Origin of the sequence: Flavobacterium galactosidilyticum, from assembly GCF_020911945.1 — a bacterium.
GTDB classification, from domain to species: Bacteria; Bacteroidota; Bacteroidia; order Flavobacteriales; family Flavobacteriaceae; genus Flavobacterium; species Flavobacterium galactosidilyticum.
Genome location: NZ_CP087135.1, coordinates 1,982,711 through 1,996,874, shown reverse-complemented (window position 1 = coordinate 1,996,874; position 14,164 = coordinate 1,982,711). Strand labels below are relative to the sequence as shown.

Below are 14,164 nucleotides of genomic sequence, written 5' to 3'. Positions count from 1 at the left end.
AATATTAATTTTTAGTGGTTTATTAAATCTGTTTTTTTAGGAAACACGAGCGAAACTAGTACCGAAATAAGTAGAATGGTTCCGATAGTGAATAATGAATATAAAATAGGAATTTTATAAAAATCAACAATAGTCATTTTTATACCTACAAATACAAGTATTGCAGACAGACCGTATTTTATATAATAAAAATATTTTGTGATTCCCGCCAGAGCAAAATATAAAGCTCTTAATCCTAAGATCGCAAATACGTTTGAGGTAAAGATGATAAATGTATCATTAGTAATTGCAAGTATTGCCGGTATGGAATCAACTGCAAAAATTAAATCGGTAAATTCCACTATAAGTAGTACAATGAATAACGGTGTAGCAAAAGTTCGTCCATTCATTTTTACAAAAAACTTACCTCCATGCTCCTTATCGGTAACGGGAAAGAATTTTTTAAATAAACGTACTAGCGGGTTTTTATCAGGATCGATTTTTTCATCCTTATGGAAAAGCATTTTGATTCCAGTAAAAACAAGTAAAACACCAAATACATAAATAATCCAGTGAAATTTGTTAATCAAAGCAACACCTGCAAAAATGAAAATTGCACGCATTACTAATGCGCCTAAAATACCCCAAAATAAAACTTTATGTTGGTACTTAGTATTCACATTAAAATAGGTAAACAACATAATAAAGACAAACAAATTGTCGATACTTAATGATTTTTCAATTACATAACCCGTAAGGAACTCGATCGCCTTTTCCTTACCCATAAAAACATATATACCGTAATTGAAAGCTAATGCAAGACTAATCCAAACAGCACTCCAAATAAGTGCTTCCTTAATTTTAATTTCGTGCGATTTACGATGGAATACACCTAAATCTAAAGCTAACATTACTAAAACAAAACCTATAAAACAGGTCCATACAAAACCATCTACAATCATAATTTCTAAATTATATATTTAATTAAAACAAAGCCGCCGATCAATACGACTGTGGCTGAGAGCGCCAAAAGATTAAAATACTTTTCAATGAAAACTTTAATACTTGGACCATATTTCCAGATTAGCCAAGCGATAAGGAAAAAACGAGCACCACGACTAACAATAGAGGCTAAAGCGAACATCGCCAAATTAATATCAAACGCTCCTGCGGTAACAGTGAATACTTTATAGGGAATTGGTGTAAAACCAGCCGTAAAAATTACCCAAAAATCCCATTCGACAAATAAACTCCTAATGCTTTCATACAATCCAATACTAAAGCCTGGAATTGTATCAAAAAAGAAATTGGCAAAGGCCGAAAATTCGCCACTGTCAGTCAACCAAGCATAATTACCAATTGCATAACCTACAAAAGCCCCTGAGACAGAACCCAAAGTACAAATCAATGCATATTTGAATGCTTTTTGAGATGCTCCTAATGCTAGTGCAATTAATAAAATGTCAGGTGGTATAGGAAAAAACACTGATTCAGTGAATGCTAAAACAAAAAGAAAACTGCCACCATACTTTGTTTGAGCCCAACTTAACACCCAATTGTATAAATTTCTAAACCAACTCATAAACCTAAAAAATTTGAAAAATAATTAATGCATAAATAACAAAACGTAAGTATCTAAATAATGCCCACAGTAAATAATGCTTGATGTCATATTTGATTAAGCCACAAGCTAAACTGACAATAGAATGTGGCAACGGTAACATGGCACCGATAAAAACAAAAAATCCTCCCCACTTTCTTAAATTATTAATATGTTGTGCTATTCTGTTCTCGATATGATTTTTAACCGCAGGTATCAAAAACAATTGACTCCCTATGAAATAAGCGATTAAGCCTCCTAGATAAGACATCGTTGCTAGAACAAATAGGAAAAACCACGGCGTTGCTGATTTTGAAGCCCATGCAATAAATAGCTCGGGCGGTACTAAACCTAAAACCGTTTCTGATAACAGAAAAAAAGAAATAACTACCGTAGCTGAATGACTTGCAACAAGTGTATTTAGCAAATAATCAAAATCTAAAAAAAAATATTCCAAAAAAAGCAAAACAGATGCAAAAACGAGGAGTGCTATGCCTCCTTTGATTGCTACCTTCTTCAAAAAAGAATAAAACTGAGTGATTCTGTAATATCTATTCAGTAATTGCAGTTTTTTAAGTGCCATAGAAGTATCCATTACCTTACTATTTTGTACCATTCCATAAAGAATTTAAAAATTTGATAGCCTCATTAAATAAACCCTCTAATCCGTTTTCAGAAACATAGCTAATTACTGAACCAATTAACGGCAGTATAAGAGCTATTAAACCAATAAGTAATGCTAAAACTAAGATCAAAGTAATAATCAAAACAACCTTAAGCTTTCTATTATTCTTTAAACTTTCAAGCAGGGCAACAGGGTCAAAATTGCCATGACTCTTAGAATAGAATTTCTTTTCGTAATTATGATGTTGCTGATACTTGTGAATTGATTGTTTTTTTTGATATTTATTTTTCTTTTTGTAAAAATTATCAAAATCCATTGGGAAATATTTTAGTTAATAAACTTAATTTTTCAACAATACAAAGTGTAATGCAGCTTACTTGGCTGAATAATCTTCAGTCAATAAATAAGTAGTTATAGGATATTAACTAAGCTTTGGCGGTTGCCAAACAGGTAGGAAAGGTTGAGAAACCAGACTGTTAAAATGATAATGATTGGTATCACTAACTTTTTCGAAAACTGATTCAAATTCAGTTGTATAAAAAACCAGTTCTTCTTCACTGACTTCGAAATCACCATCAAAATCTATAGAGATTAAATTATTCTCGGCGCTTATTTCGATAGCTGTGGAAGTAGAACTTTCTTGAAAAAAAACAGAATAGCATAAGAACATGCCCACTACGAGCAATATGCTATTCAATATATTTTTTCTACTAATTTTCATGCTGCAAACATAATTAAAAACATATAAAACTGTATTTTTAGGATAAATAATTTAGAATAATTTAACAGCAGCATTCTCCCGTAATAATCTCTCAAAAGAATTAGAATAAAAATATCCAGTTTTGAATGAACGAAAAAGCACTAAAACACAGATTAAAGCTATTTTTTTTACTTACAATCTAGCACTTAGGTTTAAAAAAAAGACTTAATACGCAACAAAAACAATCTTACTTTACATTTTTAGTCTAGACATATGAAAATGATATTACATATGATTTAAATTGCATTTTAAATACCATGCTTATTAGCTATAGAAAAAGCTCTTATATTTTCGTTTAAAAAGACATCAAATAGCAACTCTCCATTCCATCATAAATTATTTTTCACCTAATTTATTTTAAAATCAATATTACTTACACATTTTCCCCCTTAAAATATACATTTCATTACCTTTACAGCCTTAAAATAGGAACTATGTCTGTCGCAAAAAAAGATTACAAAAGAATTACTACCAAGTCGCTTATCGAAATGAAAGCTAATGGCCAAAAAATAGCTATGCTTACGGCATACGATTATACCATGGCAAAAATTGTTGATAGTGCTGGAATCGACGTAATTTTAGTGGGTGATTCAGCTTCAAATGTGATGGCTGGTCATGAAACTACGTTGCCTATTACCTTAGATCAAATGATTTACCATGCTTCATCTGTTGTTAGAGCAATAGAAAGAGCATTAGTGGTTGTCGATTTACCTTTCGGAAGCTATCAATCTGATCCTAAAGAAGCATTGCGTTCTTCAATTAGAATTATGAAAGAAAGTGGCGGTCATGCGGTAAAATTAGAAGGTGGAAAAGAAATAAAAGATTCTATAAAAAAAATATTAAACGCAGGGATTCCAGTAATGGGACATTTGGGTTTAACCCCACAATCGATATATAAATTTGGGACTTACACTGTTCGTGCTAAAGAAGATGAAGAAGCTGACAAATTAATTGAGGATGCTAAATTACTCGAAAATTTAGGTTGTTTCGCATTAGTTTTAGAGAAAATACCAGCGCATTTAGCGGAGAAAGTAGCTAAAAGCATTTCTATTCCAGTAATAGGTATTGGTGCTGGTGGCGGAGTTGATGGTCAAGTATTAGTTATTCACGATATGTTAGGAATGAATAATGAATTTAGTCCACGTTTCTTGAGAAGATACATGGATTTATACGACGGAATGACAACTGCGATAGGTCAGTATGTTGCCGATGTAAAATCAAGTGATTTCCCTAATGCTACCGAGCAATATTAAGCTATTTAGGTCCTAAAAAGGGAAATTTATATGAAGATTGTTTCGAATAAATCAAATCTGCAAGTTATCTATGAAGACAATCACTTAATTGTGGTCAATAAGCGTGTAGGTGATATTGTGCAAGGTGATAAAACGGGTGACAAACCATTATCTGATATAGTTAAGGAATACATAAAAGATAAATACAACAAACCAGGTGAAGTTTTTCTAGGCGTTGTCCATAGATTAGATCGTCCTACCACGGGAATAGTAGTTTTTGCCCGCACTAGTAAAGCGCTGACTAGGATGAATGAATTATTTAGTAACCGCGAAACTCAAAAAACCTATTGGTGTATTGTCAAAAACAAACCTGCAAAAGCGCATGACAAACTAGTACATTACTTAAAAAGAAACGAAAAAAACAATAGCTCAAAAGCGCATCTCAAAGAAGTTCCTGAAAGTAAACTAGCCATTTTAGATTATACTATTATAAAAGAACTCAACAACTATTTTGCTTTAGAAGTAAATCTGCATACAGGAAGGCACCATCAAATTAGGGCACAACTTTCAGCAATTGAATGTCCAATAAAAGGGGATTTAAAATATGGTTTTGATCGCAGTAATCCTGATGGAGGAATTCATTTACATGCTCGAAAATTAGTTTTTGTACATCCAGTTTCTAAAGAAAATATAACAATTACAGCTCCTACACCGGAAGATGTGATTTGGAATGCAATTTAAATCGACTTCTACTGTAACTAAAACAGTACCTCACAGACTCATCTACTATAAAACAGGAATATATTTTCCTGTTTTATATTATTATTTCAAATACCAACTTGGATTAAAGTAATAATATGTATTTTTAAGATTAAAATCATTCTAATGAATCAAAAAACCGATATAAAATACAGAAAAGAGTCTCTAAAAAAATTATTGCATGTCATCACTCAAAACGAAGAGGCAATAATTAATGCTTTGTACAGCGATTTTAAAAAACCTGCTTTTGAAGCTGTTTTAACGGAAACTAATTATGTAATTGGGGACTTAAAACAGACTATAAAAAATATTAATTCTTGGGCAAAGCCAAAGAAAGTGTGGTCCTCATTATTAAACTTCCCTTCCTCCGATTATATTTACAGCGAACCGTACGGTAACGTCTTAATTCTTTCACCTTGGAACTATCCTTTTCAATTGGCTTTATGTCCACTAGTGGCGGCGGTGGCGGCGGGAAATAAAGTTACACTAAAACCATCCGAGTTAACTCCTCATACATGTGCAATAATTGCAAAAATAATAAGCGAAACTTTTCCTGTAAAAGATGTTGTAGTCGTTACAGGAGATGCAACAATTGCAGCAGATTTATTAAAAAAACGTTGGGATTATATCTTTTTTACAGGAAGTGTAGGCGTTGGGAAAATAGTCGCAAAAGCGGCAGCAGAGAACCTAACTCCTGTTACACTAGAACTAGGAGGAAAAAGTCCTTGTATTGTTGATGAAACTGCTAATTTAGAGCTAAGTGCTCGCCGTATCGTATGGGGGAAAATCATAAATGCCGGACAAACTTGTGTCGCTCCTGATTATATTTTGGTACACCATGAAATGAAAGATACTTTCGTGAAATTCTTAATTCAAGAAATAGAAAAGGCATTAGGACAAAATCCAGAAGAATCTCCTGATTATGCAAGAATAATCAATCTAAAAAACTGGCAGCGTCAATTAAGTTTACTTGAAAATCAAAAAATACTTTACGGAGGTCAAGCGTCCCAAGATTCCTTATACCTATCTCCTACTCTTCTTGATGAACCAAAAATGGATAGTCTGGTAATGAAAGAAGAAGTTTTTGGACCAATACTTCCTATACTTTCGTATAAATCAAAAGAGGAGATTGATAAAATAATTTCTAGTTTTGACAAGCCATTAGCTTTATACTTATTCTCGCAAAATAATTTTTTTATCGATGAAGTCTTAAAAAAATATTCTTTTGGAGGTGGTTGTATTAATGACACGGTGATTCACTTAGTGAACAATAATTTACCTTTTGGCGGCGTGGGAAATTCAGGAATGGGTGCTTATCACGGTAAACTAAGTTTTGATATTTTCTCTCATAAAAAATCAATTGTTAAAAGAGGAACTTGGCTTGATTTACCATTGCGATATGCTCCTTATGGAGACAAATTAAAAACTATTCGGAAAGTACTGAAATGGATTTAATCATTAGAAAATCAATTTGCAAAAAGAGGCTACTTTGTAATTAATTAATACATTTGCGCGCTTTTGCAGAATTTAAAAAACTGTCAATTCTAGAACTAAAAATAACTCAGAAATTATAAACTTCAAAACAAAAAACTAAATGGACAAATCGACACAAGAACGAATCGAACTAATAAGGAATCAAGGATACAATATAGATTTTGGAAAGATATTTAACCATGCTTTCGAAAATTATAAAAAAATCGCTTTGTATGCAGGTTTAATGATTTTTGTGTTTTTTGTACTTCTTACTATTGCCGGAGCGGGAGCTTTAGTTGCTACTGTTGGAAGTCCAGCCATTTTAGATTTTTTCAAACCAGAAAATTTAAAAGTAGAAAATCTAGGAGTAACCACATTATTAACCATCTCGGGTGTATCTATTGTCGTAGGATCATTGCTTAGTCCAATTACTGCAGGCTTAATAAAAATGGCACATTGCGCTGAAAAGGATGAAGAATTTCACGTATCAACAATGTTCGAATTTTATACTGCTCCTTATTTCAAAGAACTTTTTCTGGCTACATTTATAGTATCTCTAGTGAATGGCGTACTTTCGAGTGCAATCAATTATTTTCAAATACCATTACTTGGATTTGTGATTACTGTCGCGTTTTCATTATTTACCATTATGATGATTCCACTTATCATTTTCGGAAAACTAAAAGCGCTTGAAGCTATTGAGACAAGTATTATGATTGTATCTAAACAACCGCTGGTTTTGTTAGGTTTAATTGTAGTTGGATCTATTGCTTCAATGGTTGGCTTTATAGGATGTTGTATTGGAGTACTATTTACAATTCCATTTATGTATTCGCTGTACTATGCGATATATAATGAAATAATAGGAGTCACCACCGACAATGAATTAGAAGAAAGATTTTAAAAATTATCAGAAAACACCAAAATAGAATAAGCTTCTATTTTGGTGTTTTTATTTAATATAATTCCCTAAATTGTCCCTAAAAATATAGAATCCCAGATCTATTTCTTAAAACCTAAGCAAACATAATTAATGGTATTACACTGTAATCCTTTGTACTGTCCAACCATAGAAATGATTTTTTTACATACACCTAATTTAATGATAGTAAATCTGTTGTTCTATGCGGTAATTTTGTTTTTAATTGTTTTGATGCTTTTTAAAATAATTAAATTAAAAAGCGGACTAAAGAGTAATTTATTAGAAAAAAATAGCCGAGCAACTATAAAAAGAAAAGAATCTCAGACTTATCTTTTATTGAGTGGTGTTATACTTTTAGCTATCGAAATTGTTTTTGAATACTTAAATATAAGACCTAAAAGCTTTTTGATTCAAAATGTTATCTTATCCATTTTTTTTATAATATTATACCTTGTTAGTACTATTTCTAAACTCGTTTTTAGTAATATCCAACGAATATATCTAGTTTGCCTATTGATTTATTTTATTTCACTCTCAGGAAATATTATAAGTTCGCCCACTGATATAGTGCTTATTTTAACATTTACAATAATTTTTTTCTTCTGCTATACACTTATAAGGCCTACAAAATTGTATTTGTATTTTGTAATTATAGTTTTTATTTATTTGTTTACCCTCTTTATTTTTGATATAGTTCCATTAAAAATAAGTTTGCTATTAATAATCTGTACTGCGATAATTTCTACGATGAATTATATTCATTATGTATTACAGCTTAATAGAAATAATAAATCTAAATTCAATGATCAAATAATTAATAAGGGGAATTCTTTGATCTTGGCTACTGATAAAAAAGGTGAAATCGTATTCTGTAGTGAAAATGTAGAAGCAATTTTGGGTTATAGTGTGGATGAAGTTTTAGGTCAAGGATACTATGATATTTCAGAGGAAACTAATTTCTACGGTGAAAACTATGATTCAAAAGATACTAATGACGGCTTATTTATTCGCAAAGTTAAGTGTAGTAATGGCAAATACAAGTACATTCAGTGGAACAATAAACGATTCTCAGATGATTTACTTATAGGAATTGGACAAGATGTAACCACTCAAATAAAAATACAAAATCAATATAAAGATTTAATTGAGAATGCTATTGACATTATTTATGAAGTTGACATCGAAGGCAATTTTACCTTTGTAAATGAATTCACTTTAAAATCGTTAGGATATGAAAACGACGAGATTATTGGTAAGAATTACTCCAGATTTGTAAGAGAAGATTATGTCGAAAGGATAATTGAATTTTATAACAATTTTACAGAAAACATCGACTTTTTTCCCACAATAGAATACCCATTGGTAAAAAAAAATGGAGAGACTTTATGGATATCAGTAAAAGTAATTATTCGTAGAAATGAACTTGGAAAAGTAATTGCATATTCAGGAATTGCAAGAGACATCACAAAATTTAAAGAAATTGAAATTGAAAATAACGAACGTCAGGTAAAAATAGAACGTTATAACGAGACGGTAAAAAAAATATCATCGACTAACTTTAGTAGTGACCGAAACTTAGATGTTAGTGTAATGCAAATAATTGAATTAGCAGCAGAAGCAACTTATTGTAATCTAGTTAGCTACTGGAAATACACCACAGACGTGATTACTTGTGAGAACTTATATAGTTTTGACAACAATTCATTTAGTAAAGGACCTACAATAAATAAAGAGGAGTATCCCATTTATTTTGATGCTATAAAAAACAACAATCAAATTAGCGCATCAGACGCCTACAACAATAAAGAATTATCAGAATTTGTCGAAAACTATTTTCTACAGTTGAAAATTGAATCAGTACTTGATATTCCAATTTTCATTAATGGAGAATTGTCAGGTGTTATCTGCTTTGAAACCATAGGAAAACAAAAAAACTGGGATAATGATGACATCATTTTTGCTAGAACAATAGCTGATTTAATTTCGTTAACAGTTATCTCTCATGGCCGTTACGAATCAGAGAAAAAGCTACAATACAAAAGTGAACTTTTATCTGCAATGACACTTTGCACCGAAAAATTTCTAAATAGCAATGATATCAACGATATTTTCTCTGATGTACTTGTTATTATGGGTAAAGCAACTAAATCACATAGAGCTTATTACTATGAAAATAATCCCACAGACTCAACAATAAGTCAAAAATACCGCTGGATAAATCACAACGATAAATTGACTGAGATTAATAGTGCACTTCAAAATCTACCACACGAATATTTTGAAGAGTTACTATTGCCACTTTTAAACAATAAAATTTTCGAAACTATAATTTCGAAAATTGAAAATCCTTCTCTCAAAAGCAAATTAGAGAATTTAGACGTCGCATCATTAATTCTTTTTCCAATTTTTGTAAAAAATAAATTTCATGGCTTTTTAGGATTTGATAATACAGAGCAAGAAAAACATTTGACCGAAGATGAGGTTAATATTTTGCAAACCTTAGCTAAAAAAATAGCTTCATCTATTGAGCGAATTATTACTGAAGCTGCGATCTATGAGAGTGAAGAAAAATTTAGATTGTTAGCCAATAATATTCCTGGTTCCGTATACCTTTTCAATTACAATGAAAATAATACAAAGATTTACATCAACGATAAGATTGAAAAGCTTACTGGCTATCCCAAATCAAAGTTCATCAGTAACGAAATATCATTCATCGACTTAATTCATCCAGAAGATAAATTAGGAGCTATTGCCGCACAAAAAGAAGCCATAATTAGTAAGACTCCCATACATTTAACCTATAGAATTATTCATAAGGACAATTATATTGTTTGGGTAGAAGAATTTGGAGATACAATTTACAAAGATGGTAAAATAGCATTCCTTGAAGGTATTTTTATCGATGTTACTGAAAGAAAGCGCGCTGAAACAATGCTTCTAGAAAAAGAACTAGCAGAAGCAGCTAATAAATCTAAATCGGAATTTCTGGCTAACATGAGCCACGAAATCAGAACTCCTTTAAACGGTATAATTGGCTTTACTGATTTATTGATGAGCACAAATCTAGGAGAAATTCAAGAAAAATACATGACAACAATTAGCCAATCCGCACATTCGCTCTTGGATATTGTTAATGACATTCTTGACTTTTCAAAAATTGAAGCCGGAAAATTAGACTTGTATATAGAAAAACTTGACATCAATGAACAATTAACACAAGTAATTGATTTAATTTTTTACGAATCGAATCAGAAAAAAATCGATTTAGAGCTTAATATCGCGCCTAATATTCCTAAATATTTTTGGATCGATAGTGTACGATTAAAACAAATTCTAGTTAATCTGTTATCTAACGCCGTAAAATTTACTGAAAAAGGCTCCATTAAATTAGAAATTAAAATAATAGAAAAATTAAATGATAGTACTAATGTAGTTCGGTTTTCAGTTATTGATACTGGAATTGGAATAGTTGAAGAGAGTAAAAAGAAAATATTTAAAGCATTCTCGCAAGAGGACAGTTCAACAACAAGAAAATTTGGAGGAACTGGACTTGGACTTACAATTTCAAACCAATTATTGAGTTTGATGAACAGCCATTTAGAATTAGAGAGCACTGTAGGACAAGGAAGTACTTTCTATTTTGACTTAGAACTGCAATCGAGTGATGAGTCTGGTAATACTGAGAAAATAAAACAAAATAATTTCGAAGCCATCACAAATACATCCAACAAAATAATAGATACAGATAAAAAAATTACTGTTTTAATTGTCGAAGACAATAGAGTAAATATGTTGTTACTAAAAACAATTCTTAAAAATTTATTTGTTAAAACTATTGTTCACGAAGTTGTAAATGGTAAGGAAGCTGTGGATAATTTTGAATTAATTCAACCAGATATTATTTTCATGGACATCCAAATGCCAGTGATGAATGGATATGAAGCCACTAAAATAATTAGGAATCTAAAATCCGGTCAAAATGTACCTATAATTGCGATAACCGCAGGTACTGAAAAAGAGGAAAAAGATAAGTGTCTTACTGCTGGCATGAATGATTATATTCCTAAACCAATTATTAAAGGAGTTATTGAGGAAGTAATTTTAAAATGGGTTTATTAAGACAAATAAAAACTGTCAATTATTCTTTTAAAATACGTATTTTTATAATACTAAACATGTATTCAAACAAAAAAGTTAAGGTATGAAATGGAGCGGTAGACGTCAAAGTGATAATGTAGAAGATCGAAGAGGAATGTCTTCAGGAGGAAAAACAATTGTAGGTGGAGGAATAATAGGTATCGTTATTCTATTGTTGAATGTTTTTGGTGGAGAAAACGCTCAAATGCTAACTCCAATATTAGAACAAATGAATCAGGGACAAAGTACACCCACTGAACAAAGAGACTTAACCGCACAAGAACTAGAAGAACAAGCATTTATAAAAACATTATTGGCAGATAATGAAGATGTTTGGTCAAAAATATTTCAAGAAAACAACTTGCAATATAAAAATCCAAAATTAGTTCTGTTTACTGGCGGTGTCGAAACTGCCTGTGGTAACGCTACCTCTGCCTCAGGACCTTTTTATTGTCCTGGTGATCAAAAAGTGTATATGGATTTAGCCTTTTTTGAAGAGCTAAAAACTAAATTTGGCGCTCAAGGTGGCGATTTTGCAACAGCGTATGTAATTGCGCACGAAATAGGACATCATGTACAAACCTTATTAGGAACTTCCACTAAAATGAGACAAATGCAGGAAGGTAAAAGCCAAGCAGAAGCCAATAAATTATCAGTAGCATTAGAACTGCAAGCTGACTTTTATGCTGGAGTTTGGACACATTACAACCAACAAATGAATAACTTTTTAGAGGATGGTGATATCGACGAAGCATTGAGTGCAGCACACGCTGTAGGTGATGATGCTATACAATCGAAAATCCAAGGACGCATCGTTCCTGAATCATTCACTCATGGAACTTCAGCGCAGCGCAAAGCTTGGTTTATGAAAGGATACAAAACAGGTGATATTAATCAAGGCGATACTTTTGCAGAGATTAGATAAATTATTAGTAAAGGTAAAAAATTATAAAATCGGGCAAAATCGCCCGATTTTTTTTGGTTTAAACTAAAGCGGAAATTGAGTTACTCTACTATTGTAATTCAAATATACCATAAGACCACAAAATCTATTTGCACCAAAATCAAACAAAAAATAGCAATCAAAAACACATCGGAAAATTAGCACTACCTTTGCGCTAAATTAAAGAAGCAAACCAACTAATTATTTTTGCTTCATAAACACCATTTATGTCATTTAGCTCATTAGGATTATCTGATGCTTTACTTAAAGCAATCAGCGAAAAAGGATACACAACCCCTTCACCAATACAACAAAAAGCAATTCCACCTATTTTAGAAGGTAAAGATGTATTAGCATCTGCACAAACAGGAACAGGAAAAACAGCAGGTTTTACATTACCTATTTTACAATTATTATCGCAAGGTCAACAATTAAGACAAAGACCTATTCGTGCGTTAATACTAACTCCAACAAGAGAATTAGCAGCACAAATATTAGCCAATATAAAAGAATACAGTACCTTTTTAGACTTAAAAAGTACCGTTATTTTTGGAGGTGTAAACCAAAATCCACAAGTGACGCAATTGCGCCAAGGTGTCGATATTTTAGTGGCAACTCCAGGTCGTTTGATCGATTTACAAAATCAAGGTTTAATATCACTAGCCAAAGTTGAAATCTTAGTTTTAGATGAAGCGGACAGAATGCTAGACATGGGATTTTTAAGAGATATTGAACGTATTTTGAAAATTTTACCTTCAAAAAGACAAAATTTACTATTCTCCGCAACTTTTTCAAGAGATATCAAGCAATTAGCAATGGGTATTTTGCACCATCCGGTACAAGTAGAAGCTACTCCAGAAAACACAACTGTTGATGCTATTATCCAAAAAGTTTATCCTGTTGCCAAAGAGAAAAAAACAGACTTAATAATCAAATTGATTACCGAAGGAAATTGGAAACAAATATTAGTTTTTACCCGTACCAAACAAGGTGCTAATAAACTAACGGAAAGCATGATTAGTGCCGGAATCAAAGCCGCAGCTATACACGGCAATAAAGGACAAGGTGCTCGAACCAGAGCATTAGCGGGTTTCAAAGACGGAAGTTTAACCGCATTAGTAGCGACAGATATTGCTGCTCGGGGTTTAGATATACCATTATTACCCCATGTGGTCAATTTTGAATTGCCAAATATTCCCGAAGATTACGTTCACCGTATCGGAAGAACAGGAAGAGCCGGAGCAAGTGGAGAAGCTATTTCTTTATTCAGTCCAGACGAAACTGTTTTTTTACGAGATATAGAAAAACTAATCGGATTAAAATTGCCCAAAGAGCAAATTGTAGGATTTGAACCAGATCCTAATGCTTCAAAAGAACCTATCAAACAAGGGCAAGGAAGAGTGCAACGTAATTCAACTCCTAGAACTCCAAAGTCTACAAATACTGCTAAAACAGAAAACACAACTAGAAGTAATAACAGCTTTGGTCCAAGACGTCCGAGTCAAAATAATGACCGACGTTCAAATAGATAATTGTTGTTTGTTATTTTTTAGGAGCAATATGATTTTCCCTTCTTAAGAACGTATTTTCCCGCTTTACGCTACAATCTTTTTTTTTAATCTTCCAGCCTTTGCAAGGCTGGAAGATTAAAAAAAGGATTTCCACTGCAATCGGGGCTATAAAGTGCTTTTTATTTTCAAAACAGTGTTTTTTTAATTTGTCCTCCAAATT

General features: G+C 31.9%; 12 protein-coding genes. 7 read left to right on the top strand and 5 right to left on the bottom strand.

The annotated features are described in order from the left end of the window. Nucleotides 1-11 precede the first annotated feature (11 nt). The 5 genes from LNP27_RS08785 to LNP27_RS08765 form a co-directional block, all read right to left on the bottom strand. Nucleotides 12-941 (bottom strand): TerC family protein, encoded by a 930-nt coding sequence (locus LNP27_RS08785; RefSeq protein ID WP_229941271.1) that lies wholly within the window; start codon nt 939-941, stop codon nt 12-14. A 5-nt stretch (nt 942-946) separates the two neighbouring features. Continuing rightward, nucleotides 947-1,561, bottom strand: coding sequence for a YqaA family protein (locus LNP27_RS08780; protein ID WP_229941270.1), 615 nt, complete (start codon nt 1,559-1,561; stop codon nt 947-949). 4 nt (nt 1,562-1,565) lie between these two features. Beyond that, nucleotides 1,566-2,195 carry a YqaA family protein gene (locus LNP27_RS08775; RefSeq protein WP_229941269.1) on the bottom strand — a complete coding sequence of 210 codons (630 nt, stop codon included), beginning with the start codon at nt 2,193-2,195 and terminating at the stop codon, nt 1,566-1,568. Beyond that, complete coding sequence (locus LNP27_RS08770; protein ID WP_229941268.1) at nt 2,182-2,520, bottom strand: hypothetical protein; 339 nt, start codon at nt 2,518-2,520, stop codon at nt 2,182-2,184. Before LNP27_RS08770 ends, LNP27_RS08775 begins: the two co-directional genes overlap by 14 nt. 105 nt (nt 2,521-2,625) lie before the next feature. Then, nucleotides 2,626-2,925, bottom strand: coding sequence for a hypothetical protein (locus LNP27_RS08765; protein WP_229941267.1), 300 nt, complete (start codon nt 2,923-2,925; stop codon nt 2,626-2,628). 473 nt (nt 2,926-3,398) lie between these two features. On the opposite strand from LNP27_RS08765, the gene panB reads away from it, so the two are divergent. The 7 genes from panB to LNP27_RS08730 all read left to right on the top strand — a co-directional run bounded on the left by panB (nt 3,399) and on the right by LNP27_RS08730 (nt 13,965). Then, entirely contained in the window at nt 3,399-4,217 is an 819-nt protein-coding gene (gene panB / locus LNP27_RS08760; RefSeq protein WP_229941266.1) for a 3-methyl-2-oxobutanoate hydroxymethyltransferase, read from the top strand. A 30-nt stretch (nt 4,218-4,247) separates the two neighbouring features. Then, a complete protein-coding gene (locus tag LNP27_RS08755; protein WP_229941265.1) occupies nt 4,248-4,937 on the top strand; it encodes an RluA family pseudouridine synthase in 690 nt (229 codons plus the stop codon). A 144-nt stretch (nt 4,938-5,081) separates the two neighbouring features. Beyond that, on the top strand, nt 5,082-6,410 hold the full coding sequence (locus LNP27_RS08750) for an aldehyde dehydrogenase (RefSeq protein WP_229941264.1): 1,329 nt from the start codon (nt 5,082-5,084) through the stop codon (nt 6,408-6,410). Nucleotides 6,411-6,549: 139 nt separating this feature from the next. Further along, entirely contained in the window at nt 6,550-7,332 is a 783-nt protein-coding gene (locus LNP27_RS08745; protein WP_229941263.1) for a DUF2189 domain-containing protein, read from the top strand. A gap of 765 nt (nt 7,333-8,097) precedes the next feature. Further along, nucleotides 8,098-11,472 (top strand): PAS domain S-box protein, encoded by a 3,375-nt coding sequence (locus LNP27_RS08740; RefSeq protein ID WP_229941262.1) that lies wholly within the window; start codon nt 8,098-8,100, stop codon nt 11,470-11,472. Nucleotides 11,473-11,554: 82 nt separating this feature from the next. Further along, on the top strand, nt 11,555-12,415 hold the full coding sequence (gene ypfJ / locus LNP27_RS08735; RefSeq protein WP_229941261.1) for a KPN_02809 family neutral zinc metallopeptidase: 861 nt from the start codon (nt 11,555-11,557) through the stop codon (nt 12,413-12,415). A 245-nt stretch (nt 12,416-12,660) separates the two neighbouring features. Beyond that, nucleotides 12,661-13,965 (top strand): DEAD/DEAH box helicase, encoded by a 1,305-nt coding sequence (locus LNP27_RS08730; RefSeq protein ID WP_229941260.1) that lies wholly within the window; start codon nt 12,661-12,663, stop codon nt 13,963-13,965. Nucleotides 13,966-14,164: the final 199 nt, after the last annotated feature.